Annotated in this window: 19 protein-coding genes; 13 read left to right on the plus strand and 6 right to left on the minus strand. The window is 45.6% G+C overall.

Annotated features, from left to right (window positions below):
- Positions 1-210: 210 nt before the first annotated feature.
- The 11 genes from AAGR14_RS10030 (at position 211) to AAGR14_RS10080 (ending at position 17,168) form a co-directional block, all read left to right on the plus strand.
- Positions 211-1,461 (plus strand): efflux RND transporter periplasmic adaptor subunit, encoded by a 1,251-nt coding sequence (locus tag AAGR14_RS10030; protein WP_342648454.1) that lies wholly within the window; start codon positions 211-213, stop codon positions 1,459-1,461.
- Between the two features lie 160 nt (positions 1,462-1,621).
- Positions 1,622-2,299, plus strand: coding sequence for an ABC transporter ATP-binding protein (locus tag AAGR14_RS10035; protein ID WP_342648455.1), 678 nt, complete (start codon positions 1,622-1,624; stop codon positions 2,297-2,299).
- A 53-nt stretch (positions 2,300-2,352) separates the two neighbouring features.
- Positions 2,353-2,907, plus strand: coding sequence for a hypothetical protein (locus AAGR14_RS10040; RefSeq protein ID WP_342648456.1), 555 nt, complete (start codon positions 2,353-2,355; stop codon positions 2,905-2,907).
- 12 nt (positions 2,908-2,919) lie between these two features.
- The gene (locus AAGR14_RS10045; RefSeq protein ID WP_342648457.1) at positions 2,920-5,292 is read left to right on the plus strand and encodes an ABC transporter permease; all 2,373 of its coding nucleotides are present in this window, start codon (positions 2,920-2,922) and stop codon (positions 5,290-5,292) included.
- A 19-nt stretch (positions 5,293-5,311) separates the two neighbouring features.
- Positions 5,312-7,735 carry an ABC transporter permease gene (locus AAGR14_RS10050; RefSeq protein WP_342648458.1) on the plus strand — a complete coding sequence of 808 codons (2,424 nt, stop codon included), beginning with the start codon at positions 5,312-5,314 and terminating at the stop codon, positions 7,733-7,735.
- Positions 7,736-7,819: 84 nt separating this feature from the next.
- Entirely contained in the window at positions 7,820-10,186 is a 2,367-nt protein-coding gene (locus AAGR14_RS10055; RefSeq protein ID WP_342648459.1) for an ABC transporter permease, read from the plus strand.
- Positions 10,187-10,257: 71 nt separating this feature from the next.
- Positions 10,258-12,681: an ABC transporter permease gene (locus AAGR14_RS10060; RefSeq protein ID WP_342648460.1), complete on the plus strand. Its 2,424-nt coding sequence runs from the start codon at positions 10,258-10,260 to the stop codon at positions 12,679-12,681.
- 378 nt (positions 12,682-13,059) lie between these two features.
- A complete protein-coding gene (locus tag AAGR14_RS10065) occupies positions 13,060-13,737 on the plus strand; it encodes an ABC transporter ATP-binding protein (protein ID WP_342648461.1) in 678 nt (225 codons plus the stop codon).
- A gap of 4 nt (positions 13,738-13,741) precedes the next feature.
- The gene (locus AAGR14_RS10070; protein WP_342648462.1) at positions 13,742-15,169 is read left to right on the plus strand and encodes a TolC family protein; all 1,428 of its coding nucleotides are present in this window, start codon (positions 13,742-13,744) and stop codon (positions 15,167-15,169) included.
- A gap of 74 nt (positions 15,170-15,243) precedes the next feature.
- Positions 15,244-15,849 (plus strand): porin family protein, encoded by a 606-nt coding sequence (locus AAGR14_RS10075; RefSeq protein WP_342648463.1) that lies wholly within the window; start codon positions 15,244-15,246, stop codon positions 15,847-15,849.
- A 155-nt stretch (positions 15,850-16,004) separates the two neighbouring features.
- Entirely contained in the window at positions 16,005-17,168 is a 1,164-nt protein-coding gene (locus AAGR14_RS10080; protein ID WP_342648464.1) for a zinc-dependent alcohol dehydrogenase, read from the plus strand.
- Positions 17,169-17,342: 174 nt separating this feature from the next.
- Here the strand turns inward: AAGR14_RS10080 and AAGR14_RS10085 are convergent, their stop codons facing one another.
- A complete protein-coding gene (locus AAGR14_RS10085; RefSeq protein ID WP_342648465.1) occupies positions 17,343-18,902 on the minus strand; it encodes a M20/M25/M40 family metallo-hydrolase in 1,560 nt (519 codons plus the stop codon).
- 115 nt (positions 18,903-19,017) lie between these two features.
- Here AAGR14_RS10085 and pelA point away from each other — a divergent pair, with 115 nt between their 5' ends.
- Complete coding sequence (gene pelA, locus AAGR14_RS10090) at positions 19,018-20,175, plus strand: pectate lyase (protein ID WP_342648466.1); 1,158 nt, start codon at positions 19,018-19,020, stop codon at positions 20,173-20,175.
- On the opposite strand, the gene AAGR14_RS10095 is transcribed toward pelA, so the two are convergent.
- The gene (locus AAGR14_RS10095; RefSeq protein WP_342648467.1) at positions 20,172-21,509 is read right to left on the minus strand and encodes a DEAD/DEAH box helicase; all 1,338 of its coding nucleotides are present in this window, start codon (positions 21,507-21,509) and stop codon (positions 20,172-20,174) included. The genes pelA and AAGR14_RS10095 overlap by 4 nt on opposite strands.
- Before the next feature lie 125 nt (positions 21,510-21,634).
- The gene (locus AAGR14_RS10100) at positions 21,635-22,003 is read right to left on the minus strand and encodes a response regulator (RefSeq protein ID WP_342648468.1); all 369 of its coding nucleotides are present in this window, start codon (positions 22,001-22,003) and stop codon (positions 21,635-21,637) included.
- A 109-nt stretch (positions 22,004-22,112) separates the two neighbouring features.
- Between AAGR14_RS10100 and AAGR14_RS10105 the strand changes: the two genes are divergently transcribed.
- Complete coding sequence (locus tag AAGR14_RS10105) at positions 22,113-22,979, plus strand: YitT family protein (RefSeq protein ID WP_342648469.1); 867 nt, start codon at positions 22,113-22,115, stop codon at positions 22,977-22,979.
- A gap of 650 nt (positions 22,980-23,629) precedes the next feature.
- On the opposite strand, the gene AAGR14_RS10110 is transcribed toward AAGR14_RS10105, so the two are convergent.
- From AAGR14_RS10110 to AAGR14_RS10120, 3 genes are all read right to left on the minus strand, one after another.
- Complete coding sequence (locus tag AAGR14_RS10110; protein WP_342648470.1) at positions 23,630-23,884, minus strand: hypothetical protein; 255 nt, start codon at positions 23,882-23,884, stop codon at positions 23,630-23,632.
- Positions 23,885-24,393: 509 nt separating this feature from the next.
- On the minus strand, positions 24,394-24,723 hold the full coding sequence (locus AAGR14_RS10115; RefSeq protein ID WP_342648471.1) for a single-stranded DNA-binding protein: 330 nt from the start codon (positions 24,721-24,723) through the stop codon (positions 24,394-24,396).
- An 81-nt stretch (positions 24,724-24,804) separates the two neighbouring features.
- On the minus strand, positions 24,805-25,185 hold the full coding sequence (locus tag AAGR14_RS10120) for a response regulator (protein ID WP_342648472.1): 381 nt from the start codon (positions 25,183-25,185) through the stop codon (positions 24,805-24,807).
- Positions 25,186-25,372: the final 187 nt, after the last annotated feature.

Here is a 25,372-nt window from a genome sequence, read left to right on the forward strand (position 1 = left end):
TTAAAGGGCAATTGCGCATCCAAAAATATAACTATTTGTATATCAACGGCCTGTTTGCAAAGTACATTTTTTACATTGTATCGTTACCGCACACTGTTTGTAACACAAGCGTACGCGCAAGTTACCCGGCGTTGTAAATTGCGTTGATTTACAGTATTTTACACAATGGCACAAGGTTTATATAAGCTAATGCAAACAATCTTATTTTAAGTGGACAGAGTAATTGAGAAAAAAAAGTGGAATAGTAAGCGTTTGCTTACCATTGGCGGTATTGCTGCTGTGGTATTGCTGGTAGCCGGTAGTATTGTGTTTACCTCGGGCAAAAGCAAATTAAACGTTGATACCGAGCGTATTACTATCAGCAATGTAACCAAAGGTTCATTTCAGGAAATTATTCCGCTGAACGGGATTGTGCTGCCTATTACCACCATATACCTTGACGCTGTAGAAGGCGGACGAGTTGAAAAGCTGTTTGTGGAGGATGGCGCCACCATGAAAAAAGGGCAACCTATTTTAAAGCTGGCCAATACCGACCTGGAGCTGAACTTGGCTAACGAAGAAACGGCCGTATTTAACGTGCTTACGCAGATGCAGATTTCGCACGATAATGCCCGCCAGAATACTATCAGCAAGTTAAACCAGATGGCCGAGGTAGAAAGCAGCCTGAAAGAAGCTGAGCGCGTTTATAAGCTCAACAAAAAATTGTACGACCAAAAAGCGATCGGTTTACAGGAGTTTCAAAAATCTGAAAACGACTATAATTATGCCTTGCGCCGCAAACGCTTAACTACCCAAATTTTAAACCAGGACTCGACTGCCATGAACCAGCAGACTTCACAGTCTAAAGAATCATACGCGCACATGAAATCGACCTTGGAGCTGATGCGAAAAAAAGTGGGTGACCTGATTGTACGCGCCCCGGTGGACGGGCAGTTAACCTCGCTTGATGCCGAGATTGGCCAAAGCAAGCAAAAAGGCGGTCGTTTAGGGCAGATTGACGTGCTATCTGGCTACAAGGTACGGGTTGATGTGGACGAGCATTATATTACCAGGGTATTTAACGGTCAGATGGGCGAGTTTACCTTGGGCGACAAAACCTATAAGTTGAAAATAAAAAAGGTGTTTACGCAGGTGTCTAACGGTCGTTTCCAGGTAGATATGCAGTTTGTGGGCGACATTCCGAAAGATATCCGCCGCGGGCAAAGCCTGCAGATACGTTTGGCTTTGAGCGACGAAACACAAGCCGTGCTTGTGCCTAAAGGCGGTTTTTACCAGCAAACCGGCGGCAATTGGATATTTAGACTAAGTGAAGACGGCAAAACAGCTTATAAAGTTGATGTGCAATTGGGGCGTCAGAACCCCGACTATTACGAGGTAATGCAAGGCTTAAAACCCGGCGACCGTGTGGTAACTTCGAGCTATGAGAACTATGGAGATATGCAGGAGCTGGTGCTGAAATAGAGCTTAAAGCGCAAAGCCAAGAAGCAAGAGCCAGGAGCCAAGAAGATTGCGTTTAGTCTTTAAGTTTTGTGACTATCGCTAAGAAAACTGACCGAGTCAAATAAGAACAATAACATTCACAATTAAAGATATCACCCGGTGAAACGGGGAAGGAGGATAAATGATAAAAATTACCAATCTCGAAAAATTTTACCGCACCGAAGAGGTAGAAACCGTTGCGTTAAATAAACTAAACCTCGAAATTAATACCGGCGAGTTTGTGGCCATTATGGGTCCGTCGGGTTGCGGCAAATCTACGCTGCTGAATATATTGGGTTTGCTTGACGACCCGGACGGCGGCAGCTACCTGTTTAACGGCACCGAGGTAGCACACTTTAACGAGCGTAAACGTGCAGAGCTGCGCAAGCACAACATCGGTTTCGTTTTCCAGAGCTTTAACCTGATTGACGAGCTGACCGTGTTTGAAAACGTTGAACTGCCCCTTATTTACACCGGCGTAAACTCGGCCGAACGCAAACAACGCGTAGAGGAGGTGCTGACCAAAATGCAGATTATGCATCGTCGTAACCACTATCCGCAGCAGTTATCGGGCGGTCAGCAGCAGCGTGTAGCTATTGCCCGTGCCGTGGTTAACAAACCCAAATTGATACTGGCGGATGAGCCCACCGGTAACCTCGACAGCAGTAACGGTAACGAGGTAATGGAACTCCTAACCGACCTGAACGAGCAAGGCACCACCATCATCATGGTAACCCACTCCGAGCACGACGCCCGCTACAGCCACCGCATTGTACGCCTGCTGGACGGCCATACTGTGGTTGAGAACATCATGATGTAAGTCTGGGTAATTGCCTTAAAATCAATTCATCATCTATTGAAAAAATAATTTACATGAAGATACTTTATACCCTTATACTTTCGGCTTGCAGCGTGGCTGTAATGGCGCAAACCAAAACCAACCGGAGCCGTACTAGCCAAAAAATATCCGACAATGGCAAAACCTTACAAATCACTGTTAACGGTGATGTAAATGGCCGCACCGTCAATTACGACAAAACGTTTGATGTTGCCAACCTAAACCAGGCCGAAAAAGAGGCATTGAAACAGCGCATTGCCGATTCGTTGGGCATTGCCATTAGTAACAGCAGCTTTAACGCAGCCTCGGTTAAAACACCGGTTAATGTGCCGCCGCTTCCGGCTATTCCCGGCACGCCTGCTGTTGCTGCAACCGGCGAAAGCCGCACAACGCAGAATTTATCTACCAGTGTGCATGATGATAACGGCACCATGCAGGTGCAAATCAAAGGCTACCAGGGGCAAAAGCAAATCAATTACAATCGCCAATTTAACGTTAAGGGTATGTCGAAGGCGCGAAAGGATGCCATCGTTAAACACATTACCGATTCGTTGGGAGTAAGCACACCGCCGGCTACACCTAAAAATTAAATAACCAACTTTATGTTACAAACATACCTCAAAGTGGCATGGCGAAGCCTCCAGGCCCGGCTATTTTACACCTTACTTAATGTATTGGGTTTGGCGCTGGCTATGGGCTGCTGCATTTTGCTGTATGTATATGTAAGTTACCAGTTAAGTTTTGATACCTACCACCGCCACGCAGCAACCACTTACCGTATTGTAAACGAGTTGCACCTGGATAAAACCGAGTATGACAAGGGCTCTTCGATGGCCATGTACCTGGCTGCCCGGCGCGAGATACCGCAGGTAATAAACGGTGCCTATTCGTGCAGCCGGCAGAGTTATATTGTGACGGTGGGGTCCACTGATAAAAAGCTTTTTCGCGAAGAAAAGAACATTGCTTTTACCAATGCCAAATGGTTTGACGTTTTTAAATACCAGGTGCTGGCCGGCAACGTGCAGGGTTTAAACCAGCTTAACACCGCCGTGCTTACCCAAAAGCAGGCGCAAAAATATTTTGGCAGCACCCCGGCGGTAGGGCAGTACCTGCAAATTAAAAGCATACCTATGCGGGTGGTAGCCGTAGTGGCCAACCGCCCTTACAACACCGACCAAAATTCGGATGTATATTTTTCGTTCTCGACGTTAAAACAGTTAGACACCGATTTTAAAAATTACGCAAGCCAGCTGGGCTATATAGCTTCAGTAAATAACAGCTATCTCACATTGCGCAGCGCCAGTGACAAACCAGTGGTCGAAAAGATGCTTAACCAAATAGCCAAGCCATATTTTGGCGACGCTATTAAGTATTATAAATTTCAGTTGCTGCCGCTAACTGAGCAGCATTTTGATTTACGCTACGGCGGTACTACCCAAAAGTCGCTGTTAACGGTGCTCATTGTTATTGGTTGTTTGATACTGACTATGGCTATCATCAATTACATTAACCTGGTGATTGCCCAGCAGGCCCGCCGCAGTACCGAAATTGGTACCCGCAAAGTACTGGGCGCTACTGCCGGCCGGTTATTGATGCAATTTGTTACCGAATCGGTGATGACCGCCATGGTGGCTGCCGTGCTGGCTATGGGTTTGGTAGCCGTGGTACTGCCGTTTATAAACCGTTACTGGTTTTCGGCGCAGCCCATTTACGTAGGCTCGTGGTGGGCTTTGGGCTTGTTTACTTTTTCGCTGGTTATCGTGATAAACCTGGTGATGGGTATTTACCCGGCCTGGTGGCTCAACCGCTTTAACATTATACACGCGCTTAAAAAGCAGGCTACCCTGGTACAAACCGGACTGGGGCGCAAGGCCTTGGTAATACTGCAAAACCTCATCGCCCAGTTACTGATTGCCGGTACCGTCATCATTGTAATGCAGGTGCAGTTTTTAAAAAATACCGACAAGGGTTTTGACCGCAATATGGTGGTAAACATCCCCGTTGGTGCAGCTACCGATTTGCAAAAGCAGCGCCTGCGCGAGAGCGTAGCCCAAATGCCCGATGTAAGTTCGGTAAGTTTTTGCCTCAACTCGCCGGCTACCGATAGTCAGCGCGGGGCAACACTGCAGTTTGATAATCGGGCCAAGTGGGAAAGCTGGCCCGCCCGTTATGCTATTGGCGATGCCGGGTATGCCGGTACGTTCGGCTTGCAAATTATTGCTGGCCGTAACCGCAACAGCCGTGCCACTACGCCCGAATTTTTGATAAATGAAAAAATGGCCCGCATGCTGATGGGCAGTAATTGGACGGATGTAGTAGGCAAAAGCCTTCAGCCCGGCGACACAAAGGGCACGATTGTAGGCATAGTTAAAGATTTTAACGTGCACTCCCTGCTCGAACCCATTGAGCCTACGGTGGTTTTAGAAGATAGAAACCTGCAAACCAATATGGCCGTAAAGCTGAATGGCCAGCACACCGATGCTACTCTGAAAGCCTTGCAGCAACTCTATACCGAAAACCTGCCCACCGAGGTGTTTAGCTATCGTTTTATAGATGAGCAGATAGCCAGCTTGTACCGCGCCGAAACCCTGCAGCAAAACCTCATCTGGGGCGCAGCGGCTATGGCCATCGTCATCAGCTCATTGGGGCTGTTAGGTCTGGTATCCCTCATGACTTTGCAGCGTACCAAAGAAATTGGGGTACGCAAAGTATTAGGTGCTGGGGTAAGTCAAATCGGGCTGATGCTATCGGCTGATTTTCTGAAGTTGGTGGGTATTGCCCTTGTGGTGGCCATCCCGGGTTCGTGGTGGCTCATGAACCAGTGGCTGCAGAACTATGCTTATCACATCCAAATTCACTGGTGGGTGTATGTCCTAACGGGAATGCTGGCTATGCTGATTGCCTTTTTTACCGTCGGTTTTCAATCGTTTAAGGCGGCCATGGCCAACCCGGTAAACAGTTTACGAAGCGAATAAATCTTATAGAAATATTATCATGATAAAAAATTACCTCAAAATAGCCTGGCGCAACCTTTGGAAAGGCCGGGTGTTTAACCTGATGAACATTACCGGGCTGGCCGTTGCTGTAGCCTGTTGCACACTCATTTTTTTAACCGTTTATTACGAGTTTTCTTACGACAGCTTTCACCAAAAGCTCGACCGCATTTACCAAGTTTACAACGTAGCCAACCGGCCGAAAGGCGTCGAAAAAAATTCGGCTATGCCTATCCCTATGGCATCTGCCCTTAAAGCCGAATACCCGGCTGTTAAATATCTGACCCGCAGCGGCAACATGGGTGGGGTGGTAAACTATGGCAATAAAAAAGTAGATGAGGACATCCATTTTGTAGACCGCGACTTTCTGAAGATGTTCACTTTCCCACTCATCCAGGGTAACAGCAATGCGGCTTTGTCGGGGTTAAACAGCGCCATAATTACCGAAAAGGCTGCCAAAAAGATATTTGGCAATAAGCCGGCGCTTAACCAAATTATGGTTATCAACATCAATAACCAGGAGCAGCCCTTTCAGGTGACCGGTGTGGTAAAAGATTACCCATCCAACTCCAGTATTACCTTTGATGTACTGGTAAGGTTTGAACACTTTCCGCAGTATCAAACCGAAAAAAATAATTGGGATAGCCGCAGCCACATCGTACTGGCCGAATTTAATGAGGGTTTTAACCCGCGGACCTTTAATAAACAGATTAAGCCTTTTGTAAAAAAATACTACGCCGGAGACTTAAATAACTTAAAGCGCGATGGCGCCAAACCCGATGCCAACGGCGACATATTCACTTTAGCGTTGGCTCCATTCGCCAGCAATCATTTTAACAATGATATTGGTGCGGTTGAGGGCGATGCCATCAGTAAAACCTACCCATTAAGTTTGGTTGTGATTGGCTGCTTTATTTTATTAATTGCCTGTATCAATTTTATTAACCTGTCGGTGGCCCGTGGCTTTACCCGTGCCCGCGAAGTTGGAGTACGCAAAACCTTGGGTGCCGGTAAATGGCAACTGCTCACCCAATTTTGGGTAGAAACCATTATGGTTTGCTTTGCGTCAACGGCGGTTGGGTTACTGCTTTGTACCCTGCTTATTAACCAGTTTAAGGCCATGTTTAAAAGCAAAATAAGCCTGGCTATGTTGCTTGAGCCGGCGCATTTGGCAGGTATTGTAATTATGTTTTTGGCGGTTACTGCTATTGCCGGTTTCTACCCGGCCTTAATGATGGTGCGCTACAAAACGGTAGCCGTGCTTAAGGGTAAAATAAGCGGCGGCAAGCCGGGCAAGCTGCGCAATACCTTGCTAATCGTGCAGTTTACGCTGTCTACCTTACTTATCATCTGTACCATCATCACCTGGCAGCAAATTAATTACTTAAGCAACAAACCCTTGGGGTATAATAAAACCGAAGTGCTGAGCATACCCGTAGCGCAAAATGCTAAGGGGACTGATGCATTGCAGCTGATGCGTAATGAGTTGCGGAACAATAGCAACGTAGTATCGGTGAGCGGGGCCTACATGAACATGGGTAAAGGTAACGATGGCTCGTCGATGCGATCGGTGCTGGGCTTTATTTACCATGACCGTGAGGTGCGTACCCACCTGCAACGCATTGATTATGACTATATAAAAACGCTTGACATTAAACTGCTGGACGGCCGCGAGTTTGACCCTAAATTTGGTAACGACAGCACCGGTTTGATTATTAACGAGAGCATGGCGCGCGAGCTGGGTGGCAAAAATCTGGTGGGCAGCACGCTACCCATTATGGAGGGTACATCACCCGCGCACATTATTGGCATCGTTAAAAATTTCAATTTCCAGTCGTTACATGATGATATTGCACCGCTTACTATGACGATGTTAAAAGATTTTCAAATCAACTACATCTTTGTAAAGGTAAAACCGGGCAACCTGGTGGGGGCGTATGATGGTATTAAAAACAGCTGGCACCGCCTTTACCCAAACGCCACCTTTTTGGCCTCTTGGCTTAACGAAAACACCGAACGCCAGTACCTGAGCGAGCGCCGCCTGTCGGGCATCTTTGTGAGCGGCGCCGTGCTGGCTATCATCATTTCGTGCATCGGCTTGCTGGCTATCTCTATCATGATGGTGATACAGCGCAACAAAGAAATCGGCATACGCAAAGTGCTGGGCGCGAATGTGTTCGGCATCGTCATGATGCTGTCGCAGGATTTTATGAAACTGGTGCTGGTGGCCGCTATCTTATCGTTCCCGGTAGCATGGTGGGTAATGAGCCACTGGCTGCAAAGCTTTGCTTACCGGGTTGATATCCATTGGTGGGTATTTGCCTTGTCAACCGCGCTGGCTCTAATTCTGGCCTTTGTTACCATCAGCTTCCAGTCTATTCGGGCGGCTATTGCCAATCCGGTAAAAAGCCTTCGCAGCGAGTAATTATGAGGAGCCGGACGTTCGCCCGCCCGTTTGGGTCGGCGCGTTCGTCCGGTTTTTATTTTTAAATCACATTTACCTGTTACTATGTTTAAAAACTATCTAACCATTGCTTTCAGGAGTCTTAAAAGCAATCTGGGTTTCTCGTTGATCAATATTTTCGGACTGGCTATCGGTATGGCAGCTACCATACTCATTGCTTTGTGGGTAAACAACGAGGTTGGGTATGACCGTTTTCATCAAAACGTTAACCAGATTTACGTAGCGTTTAACAAAAGCTTGTTTGAGGGCGAAATGCGGATATGGAGGTCAACCCCAAGTCCGCTGGCGCCGGCGCTTAAGCAGGAGTTTCCGGAGGTTAAATACGCCGTCCGCGTTGATTATAATCAAAAGCACCTGGCCGAGTACCAGGGCAAAAAACTACAGGCCGATGGCTACAATGCCGACCCTGATTTTTTGAAGATATTTAGCTTCCCTTTGCTGAGCGGAAACGTTAACGACTGCCTGGCGGGTAACGACCATTTAATTGTTACCGAAACTTTTGCCCGTAAACTGTTTGGTACAGCTGATGTGGTAGGCAAGCTGATTAAACTGGACAACAAGTATGACTTTACGATTGGCGGCGTACTGAAAGACATGCCTGCCAACACCCGCTTTACGGCAGATTTTATTGCACCCTGGGCTTTTTTACAACGGCAGTACGGGCCCGACCGGCAACTGTGGGGTAATAACAGTATCCGCACGTATGTGCAGCTGCTGCCCAATACTAACCTGGAAAGCTTTAACCGCAAAGTAAGCGATATCACCATCCGTCATAGTAATCAAGAAGAAGATAACCGGGTATTTATGTACCCCATGAAAGATTACTATCTGCAGGGCACATTTAAAAATGGCAAGCTGGAAGGCGGCCACATTGAGATTGTGCGCCTGTTTACTGTGGTGGCTTGTTTTATTTTACTGATTGCCTGCATCAATTTCATGAACCTAAGCACCGCCCGCGGCGATAAACGTGCCAAAGAAGTAGGCGTGCGTAAAGCCATTGGTGCATTAAAGCAAGCTTTGATAGGGCAGTTTTTGCTGGAGTCGGTACTGATTGCGGCTATGGCCGGTGCGCTCGGTTTATTGGCAGCACAACTGGCTTTGCCTTACTTTAACCAGTTAATACAAACCCAGCTTGCCATGCCTTATGCCAACGGCTGGTTTATAGCCGGCGTAATTGGTTTTATTTTAATAACGGGCTTGCTGGCTGGTTGTTACCCGGCATTGTACCTGTCATCGTTCAAAGCAGTTGCTGTATTAAAAGGTGCTCATCGCAAGGTAAGCGCTTTAATTACACCGCGCAAGGTTTTGGTGGTTACCCAGTTTACTTTTGCCGTAGTGATGATTGTAAGCACCATTATCATCCGCAGGCAAATACAGTACGCGCAAGATAGGGATAATGGTTACGAACAGGCAAGCCTGGTCTACGTATCCTTTAGCGGCGATATTGAAAAAAACAAGCAACTCATTAAATCGGAACTGATTAATTCGGGTGCGGCCTCGGCTGTATCTGTCACCAGTTCTAACATGGTATCAGGAGATTCAAATACTTGGGGCGTGGAGTGGCAAGGTAAACCTACCGGTTCAAAAATTACATTCGACCGTATGGCCACCCTGGGCGATTTTGGTAAAACCATGAAACTCAAATTTATCAGTGGCCGCGACATCGACCCGGCAAAATTTCCGACCGATTCCACCGCTTGTTTAATTAACGAATCGGCCATGCGTATTATGAATTTTAAAAACCCAATAGGGCAGTTGGTAGAAAACGAAGGTTTAAAATGGCATATTGTGGGCGTATTTAAAGATTTTGTATGGCAATCGCCGTTTGAAGCCATGAGCCCTATGCTGGTAACTGGGCCCACAATGGACTGGAGTAACTGCATCCAAATTCGTCTTAACCCTAATCAGTCTGTCAGTGCTTCGTTACAAAAGGCCGAAGCCGTTTTCAAAAAATATAATCCGGCATTTCCGGTTACTCTGTCGTTTGTAGACCAGGAATACCAGCACAAATTTGCCGAGCAGCAGCGCACAGGTAAGCTGGCAGGCATTTTTGCTTTGCTGACGATTTTAATATCGTGCCTGGGCTTGTTTGGGTTGGCTGCTTACATGGCTGCAAGCCGCACCAAAGAAATAGGGGTGCGCAAGGTGCTTGGCGCATCGGTAGCCAATGTAACGGCACTGATTTCGGTAGAATTTTTAAAGCCGATTTTATTATCGGTAGCGCTGGCTACACCCATTGCCTGGATAATGATGTACCGCTGGCTGCAAAATTACAGCTACCGCATGCAGATAGAGTGGTGGGTGTTTGCGGTAGGAGGTTTTATGGCGGTAGTGATTGCCCTGCTAACGGTAAGTTACCAGTCGGTGAAAGCAGCCGTTGCCAACCCGGTTAAAAGTTTACGGAGCGAATAAAAAGTTTATATTTACTGTAACACATTGTTTTGATGTAGCGACCTGATTATAAACCTTTAAACATCCTACCCATGTTATTTAATCACATCAAAATCGCTTTCCGTAACCTGTGGCGAAACCGCGCCTTTACCGGCATCAATATGCTGGGCCTGGGATTGGGTTTTGCTGTGTTTTTGCTGCTGGCCCAATACGTGGCTTTTGAGTGGAGCGCTAACCGCTTTCATCAAAATGCCAGCCGGCTGTACCGCTTGTCGTACCTGTATAAGGATGGCAAGAGCAACTACTACATGCCACCAGGAATTGGTCCGGCGCTAAAAAGCAACGTAGCCGGTATTGAGCAATGCATTCGCATAGGCGAGGGGGTAGGCAATGGTGTGATTACTGTTGATGGCCCATCGGGCGTAAAGGCTTTCCGCGAGGACGGTATTTCTTTTACCGATGATGGCTTTTTTAAAACATTCAGTTTCCCGGTGTTGCAGGGCAGCGGGGCATTAAGCCAGCCGCAAACTATGGCGATATCGGCCGGGGCCGCAAAAAGGTATTTTGGCGATGCGCCCGCGGTAGGCAAGCAAGTAAAGGTAACCAACCAGTTTGGCAGCACCACTTATACAGTAACAACGGTGTTTCAGGACATGCCGGCTAATTCGGATATCCGGTCCGACGTATTATTATCCTACTCCACCTTAAAAAGCGCCGCTGCCCGCAACGGCAACGACTGGGCCGACCCCGACGCGCTGGGCTCTGAATATGCTTTTATCTACGTGTTGCGCCAGCAAAATGCCAGCGCCGATAATATCAGCTCGCAGGCTACCCGCCTGTTGCACCGTTTAAAGCCTGATAATAAAAATGACCAGATGGGATTTCAGCCCATGGCCAATCTGCACATTGCGCCGGGGTTTGATTACCCGTACCAAACCTATGGCAGCCTGGTGCTAATAACGGCTTTCGTCAGCGTGGCCGTGCTCATTATTTTAATTGCCTGGATAAACTACATTAACCTATCGACCGCGCAGGCCTTAAACCGCATTAAAGAGGTGGGGGTACGCAAGGTGCTGGGTGCAACCCGCTGGCAATTAACCAGCCAATACATTACCGAAACCGTTTTGCTTACCGCAGTTAGTTTTATTGTGGCGCTAATGGCCGTTGTGCTGTTGCAACCTTTATATAATAGCATTACGGGTAAGCAACTATCATTAGCGGTGTTGAATGCTGGCCTGTTCTGGCCGGCCATTGCTGCGCTAATGGTTGCCGGCACCTTGCTGGCCGGCGGTTATGTGGCTTGGGTCATCAGTTCGTACAACCCGGCACGTGCCATTGCCCGCAAAGAAGTATTAACCATGGGCGGTCTTACGTTGCGCAAAAGCCTGGTGGTTTTTCAGTTCATCATCTCCATGGTGTTTATAACGGCTACGCTGGTGCTGTACCGCCAGTTGCAGTTTATGCAGCACCATGACTTGGGCATGGCCGTAGCCGGTAGGGTGGTGATTACCGGCCCGTCGGTTATCAACAGTTCGCAGATGGATAATTCGGTGGCGTTTGAGAACGAAGCCAAACAATTGCCTTTTGTGAAACAGGTTGCCGCGTCTAACAACATACCGGGGCAGGGCTATAATTTTTCGACCGCAGGTATTACCGGCGAGCAAGTGAACCCAGGCGACGAAAAAAAATCGTATGCCATGCTAATTGTTGACAATCAGTATTTTTCGACTTACGACATTAATTTTAAATACGGCAAAGCCTTTACCCCGGCCATGCTGGAGCACGGCTGGCCCAAAACCAAACGAGTAATATTAAACGAGGCGGCCATGAAACAGTTAGGCTATAAAGATGAGTCGTCCATCATCGGTAAAAAAGTAAAATGGGGTAACGATTTTGAAGTGGTAGGAGTAGTAAAAGACTATCACCACCTGAGTTTGCATGAGCAAATCAAACCCATGATATTTTTACCGGCCGTGGCCGATGGCTATTTTACCTTTAAGGTAGATGCCGGAAACATGCCTGCCAAAATTGCGCGCCTGCAAAGCCTGTATCAAAAATATTTTCCGGCCGAGCCGTTTACGTATTTGTTTTTGGATGATGTGTACGACAACCAGTATAAATCTGAACGGCAACTGGGCCACATTTTTATCGGCGCAGCGGGCACGGCTGTGCTGATTGCCTGCCTTGGTCTGCTGGGCTTGGCCATGTTTGCCGCACGACAGCGTGTTAAAGAAATCGGCATCCGTAAATTGCTGGGTGCCAGTGTGATTGACCTGGTGAACCTGATATCGTTCGATTTTCTAAAACTGGTATTACTGGCGCTGCTGATTGCCACACCCATTGCCATGTTGATGATGAGCCGCTGGCTGCAAAGCTTTGCTTACCGCACTGCCATGCCCTGGTGGCTGGTAGGGCTGGGCGGCGTGCTGGCCTTTGGCATCGCCTATGCAACGGTGGCATTGCAGGCTTATAAAGCAGCAGGTGCTAATCCGATTAAAAGTTTGCGGAATGATTAGGTGATGAGCCTTTTCCTTAAAGATTATTTAGCCCCGGCATCCGACAATGCCGGGGCTGCTTTTTTTGGGGATATATCGCCTTTATTCAACTATTGTCTTAAAAAAAGACCTGTATAAGTTCCTGTCAGAATAATCAGAGTGCTCTGTATGGGTATTACAGGGTTCACTCACAAACCTGTACCGCTATGTCTAAAAGGGGCAACATTGTATCGCATCCGTACATTTCTTGTTACGGTAACGAACAACGTTTTTATACGGTTTGATAGTAACTAACTGATAATAAATGTTTTGTTGTTTTGGTACAGAATTGACAAATAATTATCTGTAAAACTTAGCTTAATTAGTGTCTGCATTTATCATTATCATCAAACTTCAATCATGTTATCACTAAAACAAATATCAAAATACTACAATACCGGCAACAACAAAACCTACGTACTCAACAAGGTGGATTTGGATGTTGACCAGGGCGAGTTTGTGTCTATCATGGGTCCGTCGGGCTCGGGTAAATCAACGTTGCTAAATATTATTGGTATGCTCGATCAGCCATCGGAAGGCTATATGTATTTTTTAAACGAACCCGTGCATCAGCTTAAAGAAAAACAACGCTCGGCCCTGTACAAGCAAAACATCGGCTTCGTGTTTCAGGCTTACCACCTGATTGATGAGCTGACCGTTTACGAAAACATCGAGACTCCTTTGCTGTACCAGGATGTTAAAAGTGCCGAACGCAAAGCGTTAGTAGCCGATGCGCTAGACCGGTTTAATATTGTGGGTAAAAAAGACTTGTTCCCGGCGCAATTGTCTGGCGGCCAACAGCAGCTGGTAGGCATAGCCCGTGCTTTAATAAGCAAACCTAAATTGTTACTGGCCGATGAACCTACCGGTAACCTGAACTCTAAACAGGGCGAAGAAATTATGGAGCTGTTTAAAAAGTTGAACCAGGAAGATGGCGTGACTATCATCCAGGTAACACATTCTGAAAAGAACGCGCAGTTTGGTTCGCGCATTATCAACCTGCTGGATGGTAAAATAGACTCATCCGTAATTTTATAAGGTTATGCGATACCTTTTTATACTGGTCACTTTCTTTTTTTGCCGAGAGGTAATGGCTCAGCAGCCCGCCGATTCGTTATATAACCTGCAGCAGTGTATTGATATTGCCATTAAAAATAACCTTACAGTAAAACGCAGCGAACTTGATATGGAGCGCAGCCGCATTTACTGGCAGCAGCAAAGGGCAACTTTACTGCCCTCGCTAAATGGCAACGTAAACCATGGTATAAGCACCGGCCGAAGCCTTGACCCTTTTACCAATACTTACTTAAACCAGCAGATATCCTATGGCGACTACGGCCTGAACGCCAACCTGGTTTTGTTTAACGGCTTAACTATACAAAACAGCATCCGCCAAACCTCACTGGCTTACCAGGCCGGCCGGATGGATTTTGAGCAGGCCAAAAACGACATTACCCTCAACGTAATAACAGCCTATTTACAGGTTATTAATAATGTGGATTTGCTGACGCAGGGCAACAACCAGTTAACGGTATCCAGGCAACAATTGCAGCGTTTGCAAGTACTCAATGCCAATGGCGCCGTAAAACCGTCGGACTATTACGACGTGAAAGGCCAGCTGGCTACCGATCAGCTTACCGTAATTAACGCTAAAAACGGACTGGTTGCCTCTAAGCTTAACCTGCTGCAAACCATGAACGTTCCTTACAGCCGCGACATTAGTTTGCAGCGCCTAAACGCCACCGAGCTGCCCGCTTTAAAATTTACCCAAACTGCAGACCAGGTGTACGACTTAGCTATACAAAATCTGCCCTTGGTTAAGGCCGCTGCATTAAGGCGCCAAAGCGCCGAAAAAGCAGTGAAGGTGCGTCAAGGGGCATTATTTCCGATACTGTCATTAAATGGTGGGCTGGCTACTCGCTACTCGAGTGCAGCCCGCCGCTCAGTATTGGTTGATACGATGGAGGTAAACACCGGGTCGTATATTAAAACAGCCACTGGTAATCAGCCGGTGTATGCAGCCAATCAGATTTATAACAATGAAAAAATCAGTTACGGCAGCCAGTTCCAAAACAATTACAATACGCAGGTAAATTTGGGTTTGCAGGTACCTATACTTAACGGCTTTTTGAACCGTAACCGGGTTGCTTTGGCTAAAATTGATTTGCAGGAACAGCGTTACACAGAAGAAACCACCCGCATACAGCTTAAACAAAACGTTGAACAGGCGTTTAACAACATGTCGGCCGCGTATGAGCGTTACCAAGTACTGCTGGAGCAAAGCGAAGCATTCAGAGAATCTTTCCGCACGGCCGAAATTAGGTTTAACGCCGGAGCCTTAACATCGGTGGATTATATTGTAGCCAAAAACAACTTAGATAGGGCAAATAACAATCTGATAAACGCGCGTTATGATTACTACATCCGCACCAAGATATTAAATTATTACACTGGTAATCTTGTGCTTTAAAAATATTTGGTCATTACTTACATAGTTAGCATGGTTATTGTTGCTTAAAAAGCAAATCTTACCTCATTTTAACTATGAAAAAATTTATTTATATTTTAACTTTCAGTTTAACTGTTGCGGCGTCAGCATTTGCTCAAAACCAATTGTTGCCACGTGTTAGTTTTGGGATCAAAGGCGGAGTAAATGCCTCTAACTTTTCAACAACTAATAATATCACTGACGAGTCGAAGGTTGGTTTCCAGGCTGGTGCTTACAGCCGGATATCATTGGGTGCTTTACATTTACAACCAGAGTTATATTACACGCAAAAAGATGCTAAATTAATGCAAAGCTTAAACTCGTCTACTAACATGGTGAGTTTTAAAAGTATTGATTTACCTATATTATTGGGTTATTCGTGGGGAGGCGATGAGGCTGCCGGACATATACAAACCGGCCCGTTAGTTGCATTTGGTATTAGCAACAAGCAATCAGCTAATGCCGGCCAAAATTCGTCGAGCGTTATGATCGGCGACCAGAATTTTGCCTGGCTGTTTGGCGCAGGTGTTGATGTTGGCAGGTTGTCGATTGATGCCAGATATGAGTATGGACTAAAAAAAAATCCGGTGACTGATTTTACTTCTACTGTACGAGTTAATGTGTTTAGCTTGGCTGTAGCTTACCGTTTATTCGCCTTGTAAGCATTGACTAAAATTTAATAGAGCCGCTGAAATTATTTTCAGCGGCTTTTTTGTTGCCACACTAATTTAACGATTTCTATTAAATTAATAATAAAACCTTACAGATAAAGTGGTGTTAATTTTTAAGACATAATTTATAATTAAAATAAACACCGATGAAAGCAGCAGTTTTTCATAAGCCGGGCGACATAAGCGTTGATACGGTAGAAGATCCGAAGATTGAACAAGCCGGGGATGTTATATTAAAAGTTACCTCAACGGCCATATGCGGGTCTGATCTTCATATTTTAGATGGTGGTATCCCGCAGATGAAAGACCTGGTGATGGGCCATGAGTTTATGGGTATTGTGGAGGAGGTTGGTCCTTCGGTAAAAAACCTTAAACGCGGCGACCGTGTGGTGGTACCTTTTCCGATTGCATGTGGCCATTGCTTTTTTTGTACACATGGTGCATCTCCACATTGTGAAAACTCAAACCCTGAGCATTACGGCCCCCAGGGAGATATGTTAGACCATAAAGGTGGTGCGCTGTTTGGTTATACAGATTTGTATGGTGGCTACTCGGGCGGGCAGGCCGAGTATGTACGTGTACCTTATGCTGATGTTAGTCCGCGTATTGTGCCCGATAACCTGACTGATGACCAGGTATTGTTTTTGACCGATATATTTCCGACTGGCTGGTCGGCTATTGATTGGGCTCAAATGAAGGGGGGAGAGGTAGTAGCTATTTTTGGTTCGGGACCGGTAGGCTTAATGGCCCAAAAAGCTGCCTGGATCAACGGTGCCAGTCGTGTTATCGCCATCGACCCGGTAAATTACCGCTTGGCCAAAGCACGTGAGGCCAACAAGGTTGAAACGCTCAACCCTAACGAAGTAGATGTGGTAGAAGCCATACGTCAGATGACCGGCGGCCGTGGCGCCGACGTATGTGTAGACGCTGTTGGTTTCGAAGCTCAGCGTTCTTTTTTAGACAAAGTAAAAGCTACCCTGAACTTTGAAAAAGGAACAATGAAAGTTCTCGAATTGTGTTTTGAAGCCGTACGTCGAGGTGGCACGGTTACGGTGGTTGGTGTATACGGAACCCCGTTTGATAACTTCCCGGTACACCGTATGTTTGATAAGGGTATCACCATTAAACAAGGCCAGGCACCCGTACTCAATTACATTGACCATTTGATCGACTTAATAAAACAAGAAAAAGTAGTACTCAATGACATTATTTCGCATACTCTGCCCCTCAGCGAAGCCTCACATGCTTATGACATCTTTAAAAATAAACAGGATGATTGCGTGAAGGTGGTGTTGAAACCGCATGCGTAGTTGATTATTACAAGGTAAAGCTTTTAAATAGCTAACTATTTTGCCGCAGTGATGTCTTTTGAGGACTAACATAACAGCGGCCAGATGTTAGATAAAATCAGTTTAATAATGAAATAAGCCCGAGGTTGGAGTTATGCGACCTCGGGCTTATTTTATTATTTTAAGAAATGAAATTTAATTCAGACCGCCACGGCGGGTAGCCTTTACCGGCTCAGGCCATTTCATGGGTTCGCCGGTGCGTGGGTTATTTCCCAGCGGCGCACGCTCTGTGGATGTTTTTTGTGAATCTTCACTAGCCATATAGATTAGAATGGCGGTTAAAATGGCGTTTTTGCGCACATCGTCAAATACAATCTTATCGTAAGTGTCGCGGTTAGTATGCCAGGTATAATTACCATATGACCAGCCAAGCGAGCTTAACGAAAAGCCGGGAGCACCGGCTGCTACAAACGAGGCAAAATCAGAGCCGCCACCGCCCGGTGCACCCGGAAAACTGGTTTTAATAGAGTCGCGAATGTTTGACGGAACTGCAGCCAGCCAGCGGCCAATATACTCACCGGCGTGAGCGTAGCCCTGGCCCGAAATGTTAACTACACGGCCGGTACCATTATCCTGGTTAAATAATGCCTGCAGGTTTTTTACAATTTCGGGGTGGTCTTCAACAAAAGCACGTGAGCCATTCAATCCTTCCTCCTCGCTTCCCCAATGGCCCACTAAAATGGTGCGTTTAGGTTTTGGATATACCTTTTTCAGAATACGCATGGCTTCCATCATAGTTAAGGTGCCCGTGCCGTTATCTGTAGCGCCCGAGGCGCCGTCCCAAGAGTCGAAGTGGGCCGACAGCATTACATATTCGTTAGCCTTGCTGCTGCCCTTTACCTCGGCAATGGTATTGTAGGTAGGCACAACGCCCAACTCTTTCGATTCGGTGTGCATGGCTATGCGTGGTTTGTTACCCGATTCGGTTAAACGGTACAGCAGGCCGTAATCTTCTAAAGCAACATCAACAGTGGGTACTTTTTTTGTATAGGCACTAAATATTTTATCAACGCCAAACCCGGCCGACCAGTAACTGGTGATGATGCCGGCGGCACCAGCATTTTCGAGTGCTACGGGCAGTGTGCGGGCGGTGTAGCCGGTTTTAGCAATACGCTTGCGCCAGGCTTCAGTAGCCGCTGTGCGCTCAGATTTCATCTTATCAAATGATTCTTTGGTGGCAAATTCCTGCCAGTTGTAGTCGGGCCGGCCAGTGGGCTGGCACATGGATATCATTACAAATTTGCCTTTTACAGTAGGTAGCCACTGTTTAAAGGCGGCCGAATCGGCAAGGTCGGGCAGGATAACAGTCTCGGCCGTTACGGTCTGGTTGCCCATCCCGGGGCTCCAGGCCAGTTGCGTACCCTCTAACGATCGTACACGAGGGTAAACCATATCAATGTGCGACACGCCACGTTCCCAGCCGCGCCATTCGCCCCACTTTTCGTTACGGGCATTTATGCCCCAGCCTTTGTACTTGGCAATAGCCCAGTTGTTAGCCTGCTGCATCTGCGGCGTGCCCACCAGGCGCGGACCAATACCATCGATAAGCTCTTTAGCCAGTTTTTCGAGCTGTGAGTTTTCGGTACCTTCTTTTACAATCTGATCAATTACGGTGTTTTGTGCTGTGGCTGTGCCTGCCGATAAAAGCAGCGCAACCGCCGATAAAAAGGATAGGGAGTTTAGAGTGCGTTTCATAAGGCCAATTTAACAAATAATCAATACGAATACCCGTCACGCTGTTGTTACAGATTGGTAATTACTTACCCTGTTGCTGTTTATAAAAATATTGTATATTTATGATTACCATTTTATGAATAGAATTGCTGCTACGCTAATATTGACCTTGGCTGTAAACGCTGTTTGGGCGCAAACCGCTGTTAAAAAATACAATCTTGATACCCGGATTTTTGCCAGCAATGCAGGCCACTGGTACGGTATTAAAGATAAACACAACATTATTAACCCTAAGAGCAAGCAGCCGCGCTATGCCAGTAACAATGTGGTGGCTATTGGCGATAACATCCTTTTGTTTCAGAAAGCCAATGGGGGCTGGGCTAAAAATTATGATGTAACAGCCATTTTAACTTCCGATCAGCAAGATAGTATCCGTAACGATAAAAGTAACCTGAATACTACCTTTGATAATGGCACAACGTATACCCACGTAGCTTGCCTTGCTGATGTGTATCGGGCAACGGGGCAGCAAAAATATGCGGATGCTGCGGTAAAAGGCATACAGTTTATCCTATCGGCACAATATGCCAACGGAGGCTGGCCGCAGTATTACCCTTTAGAGAACAACTATAGCCGTCATATTACTTATAATGATGATGCTTATGTAGGCATTATAGAATTGCTGAAAGAAATCAAAGATAACCGCGATAAATTTCCGTTTATAAACGATGAGTTATACAACAAAATCGAACAGTCGTTTAATAAAGGGGTTGACTGTATACTCAAAACGCAGATCAACGACTTTGGCGAAGTGACGGCCTGGTGCCAGCAGCACGATGAAGTTACGCTGCAACCGGCCTGGGCTCGTGCATTTGAGCCGCCAAGTATATGTAATGCCGAAAGCGCAAATATTGTGTTACTGCTAATGAGCATCGATCATCCATCGGCGGACGTAAAAGGCGCAGTTAAACATGCCGTAAATTGGTTTAAAGAATCAGCTATTGAGGGCATCCGGGTACAAACTGTTGCTGCGCCTCCCGATACCAGCCAATATACCATTTCAAAAACCGACCGGGTTGTGGTGCAAGATCCATCAGCCCCGCCCATCTGGACACGCTATTACGAACTGCAAACCCATCGCCCAATGTTTTGCAACCGCGACAGCAAAGTAGTGTACTCACTGGCCGAGGTTGCCCGCGAACGCCGCTCGGGTTATGGTTGGTATACTTACAACCCGCAAAAAGTGTTGGATAAGTATCCTGCCTGGGCTCAGAAATGGCTTGCTAATGATTAATTAGTAGTGCCAGGGTTAGGCTTATCAGTATTATTATTAGGCTTGTTATTATTGTTGGGCCTGTTACCGCGTGGCCTGTTGTTATTAGATTTACGCTGACCACCGCTGTTAGCGCCGCCACTATTGCCACCACCACCCGGCCTCTTGTTATTGCCGCCACGATTGCGACGTTTCTGACCGTCGGCATCAGGCTTAAATTGCGGTGCTTCGCCTACCTCTGGCGGTAAGGGCACTTCGTCAATTTCTCGCTCAATTAGTTGCTGTATATTTTTGAACTTGCGTTGGTCGCGTTCGTTAACAAAGGTAATGGCAGTGCCGGTGGTTGCAGCGCGTGCCGTACGGCCAATACGATGTATATAATCTTCCGGGTCGCCGGGCACATCATAGTTTACCACCAGGTCAATGCCTTCAACATCAATACCTCTTGATAATGCGTCGGTACCAATAATAATAGGTAATTGCTTGTTTTTAAACTCCAGCAAAATCTCTTCGCGCTCGTGCTGGGTAATATCAGAATGAAAGGCGTTCACTTTAAGCTTGGCCGCCTTCAGTTCTTTATACAGGCCTTTCACCTTTTCTTTAGTGGATGCAAAAACGATGATGCTGGTGTACGTGCCGCTGTTGAGCAACATGGTTAGCAGCTTTGTTTTCTGCGAATCGTGGGTTTTATAAATCTGTTGATTAATGCCACTGGCCGGCTGCGAAATGGCAATATTAACCTGCTCTGGATTATGCAAAATGGATTTGGCCAAGGTACGTATGCGTGGTGGCATAGTGGCCGAAAACATAAGCGTTTGCCGTTTGGCAGGCAGATAGCTGATGATGCGCATAATATCCTCATAAAAGCCCATATCCAGCATGCGGTCGGCTTCGTCCAGAATCAAATATTGTAAATGGTTGAGCTTTAGCGAGCCGGACGATAAAAAGGATATTAAACGACCGGGGGTGGCAATTAAAATATCAACTTTATTAGTAATACCGCGTTTTTGCTGTTCATACGCACTGCCATCTCCGCCGCCAAATACCGCCTGCGAGCTTATTTCGGTAAAGTAAGCTAAACCTTCTACCTGCTGGTCAATCTGCTGGGCCAACTCGCGGGTTGGAGCCAATACCAGCGCGCTGATCTGGTGTTTGGGGTGAGGCCCTAACAAGTTAAGTACAGGTAATAAATACGATGCAGTTTTGCCAGTACCGGTTTGTGCACAGGCAATGATGTCTTTGCCTTCCATCACCACAGGTATGGCTATTTGCTGTATAGCAGTAGGCGTTTTATAGCCCATGCTGAGCAGGCCTTCGGTAAGCTGCTCGTTGAAGTTAAAGTCTAAAAAAGTCACTTGGTTTACAATAAAAACTGCAAGATATAAATTATATCAGCGCTTAGGCTATCAAAGGTGATAAAACCTTTAACGCTTAAGTAAGTTGACGTCGAGAATATAACGTCGGTGTATAGTCCTTTAATCTATCTGTTTAACAAATTGAACACCTTTTGCTGTAAAGTTTCCATTTCAAACGGTTTTTCAAGGTAGTCGTCCGCGCCTACCTGCTCGGCTTTGCTGCGTACATCCATACTGGCTGATACGATAATTACGGGTATATCTTTGGTGGAAGCTTGGCGCTTTAGCTGCCTACAAACAGCTTGTCCGTCGTGACCGGGCATCTGTATATCAAGCAAAATGAGGTCGGGCTGGGCTTTAACAGCCTGCATCACCGAAGTGCCATCGTTAACAAAGAGCACTTCGTATCCCGACAGATCCAAGATGGCCGATATGGAATCTACAATTGCTTCATCATCATCTGCTACTAATATCGTTTTCTGCCTTGTCTCCATAAGCGTGTTGTAACAAAAATTAAGCCTGATTTTGTATATTATCCGCCAAAGCACGCCTTTGTAAGCGTTGCTTGCTGCATACTTAATACAAGTTACACAATTTTACATTATGAAAGCTACCAACGAAAAAGCATTACTGGACTGGGTATTAATACTTTTAGGCATTTTGTCGGCAGCGTTCGGGCTTAAAGGTTTTTTACTGTCCAGCCATTTCATCGATGGCGGCGTTACGGGAATTTCGATGTTGGCTGCCGATATTACAGGCATTCCGATAGCTATTTTAATTTTTGTGCTTAATATTCCTTTTCTGTTCTTGGGTTATAAGCGTTTAGGAATGCTATTTGCCATTAAAAGCTTTGCCGGCATACTCGGCCTGTCTTTAGCCATTGCATTTCTGCACTTCCCGGATATGACCTCAGACCGATTACTTACTGCAGTGTTTGGCGGATTTTTTATTGGTGTGGGTATAGGTTTTGCTATGCGCGGAGGTGCCGTTTTAGACGGTACCGAAATTGCCGCCTTACTGCTAAGTAAAAAGGCGCAGTTATTGAAAATAAGCGACATTGTACTGGTGCTTAATATACTCATTTTTTTGGCCGCAGCTTTTTTTTTAGGAGTTGAAAGGGCCATGTACTCAGTACTCACTTATATTTCCGCTTCTAAAATGATCGACCTCATTTTGAACGGTATCGAACAATATACCGGCATTACGGTGGTGTCAGTTAAAAGCGAGGTGATTCGTAAAGTTATTACCATGCAAATGGGACGCGGGGTAACTATTTACCAAGGCAAAAGCGGCTATGGTAAAGACGGTCACATCAACGACCCGCGCGATATTATTTTTACCGTAGTTACCCGCCTTGAAATACCGGCCCTCAAAGCGAAAGTGTTAAAGATTGACCCGGCAGCATTCATCATTCAGCAAAGTATTGATGATACCACAGGCGGATTGCTGAAACGTAAGAAGCTGCATTGATATGCCAGTGAGTGAGTGAGTGAGTGAGTGAGTGAGTGAGTGAGTGAGTGAGTGAGTGAGTGGAAATCCAGGTAGGCCTTAATCGATAACTAGACGGCCATGCCAAATTTATTTCGGCATCGCGCCGGATAAGTGCGTTAGTTTACTGAGTTATGAGAGATAAAATGATGAACTGTTGATGTAGCTTGCTCCCTTAATTTATACGTCTGTACTTGGGTGTGTATAGTATCCTCGCTTTTATAAAACGGAAAATATAAAATCTACGGCGATGGAAGTGAAACTTTACAGGTAGGTATATTAGCTACAATAACAATTTGATGTGGTCGAATTGACCGCGTGCACAACAGAAATTGATCCTTCAGTTTGTCGTTACTAAAAACGCATAATTTTAAACTCAAACCTCAACTAAAAGCAGTTGGCTGACCAATACCTAGTTAAATTGATCTTTTTCTGTTTATTATGTGGGTAGGCCTATCGTAAGCAAAACAAACACCTCATGTTTTTTTGAAGTTCAATAGCGCAAGTCAGGCCATTACACTTGCAATTACACGTAGACTTGCGCTAAAAAAGAACTTTATCGTTTCAAGTATCACCGATTAATCGAAGGTGATACAGGAGCAGTAGGCTAACAATTAGCTTAGTAGTATCTATTAACTGTTAACAAGCTGTTTTGCAAAAGGCTGAGGTAATTCTGCCGGATGACTAGCAACTATAGCATTGGTAATATTGGGTTTGACAGTTACAGGGCCGGCAAAGGTTGACAGGCAAGACAAACACTGGTAGCGACGTAAAGGTATGAAATTGAAAAACTGTTTCACAAATAACGGACGACGCACGCGGCGGATATGTCCGGATTCGCATTTAGGACAACAAACGGTGGAAGAGTTGTTGATATTAATGTTCATGTTCGGGTTGTAGCTTTTAATTAAGATGTGCTCTTTTACGGTAAAATGACGCCGGAGTTACCATAAAACAGCGTAAAATATGATTATTCTTATAAGCTATTAAATTTAACGCGGTTAATTGGCGTTTAGGCTATATGCTTCAATCCCCAAGTCTAATTTGAGTCGAAGTTTAGAACTATAAACAGTTAAATGTAAATCGCGTTGTGATGCGATGAACGGTAATCAGGCCGTTTCAATAAGCAACCCAATATATGTATTTGCACCGACCCGAAAATATTTTCTAATTAGCATGAGGGAGACCAATAATTGCAAGTACCACGGTGGGACATTATGATTAGGTAACTGTGGCTATTGTGGATGTTGTTATTTATCGATACTGGACGATATCCGTATTCTTCGGGTAAGCCTACCAATAAAAGCACACTGCAATAGGTGATAGCCAATCACTAGAAATATTCGAAAGCCAATTACAATTTGTCAAAACAAGCTTAAGTAACCTAAGTTAAGCGCTACAATACTTTCAAACTGCTACACCAAATTTCGGTGTAATATCGCTTGGTGCCGTTTTCATCTACAGAGGCGTTTGTCTTGATTCTGCCTTCGAGGTAAATGAGCTGGCCTGGAATTAAATGGCATGCAGCTTTGTTAAGTTGTTGCTGACCTATTTTGATTTGATGTTGCTCGGTGTGCTGTATGGGGAGTTGATTTTTCTGTATGCTTTCGCGCGTTGCCAGCGGAAAGTGATAGTATCCTTGCCCATCGGTTTGATGTTTTAAGGTAGGCTGTAGCACTACTTCGCCGAGTAAAAACACCTTATTGATGCCTGCATTATTTAACATAACAATAACCTGATATTGAATTCAGAGAACCTATTTAGTATTTTAGCTGCAATACTAAATAGTGCAGCTGTTGCTCAAACGTTAATTTATAGCACTTTCGCCTTGGTGGGAGCTCAGCGTAGTAATACGACTTATAAAGTTATCCAGCTCAAAGGGTTTGGATATAAAGTCGTCGCAGCCATAGTTACCTAAAGATAGCAGTACTCTAGAGTAAGCAGAGATGATGACCACCGGCAGGTGGCTCGTTTGGGGCGTTTTTTTGATTTGTGCGCACAACTCGCCGCCGTTGATGCCATTTAGGATGTAGTCTATTAAAACGATATCTGGGTTAAAGCTGTCAATGCAACTGAAGATATTATCGGTATCGCTGTAAGTTTTTACTGTAAATCCTTCATAACCTAAAACTTCTTCCATAACATCCAGAATAGCCGGGTCGTTGTCTACAATTAAAACGCGTTTCATAATTGGTAAATCGGTTAAACCATTGATTAATCTGTAGTTAAATATCACTATAGTTGCCCTAAAGAATATTTTAACAGATTGCTCAATATTTAGTTTCTAATTAATTTAAGCTAAACAAATATACTGCAGCACCGCCAGATAAATACGAGTATAAACCCGTGTTTTTGTCTGTTATAAACACCTGTTT

It is taken from the genome of Mucilaginibacter sp. CSA2-8R (assembly GCF_038806765.1).
Classification (GTDB): Bacteria; Bacteroidota; Bacteroidia; order Sphingobacteriales; family Sphingobacteriaceae; genus Mucilaginibacter.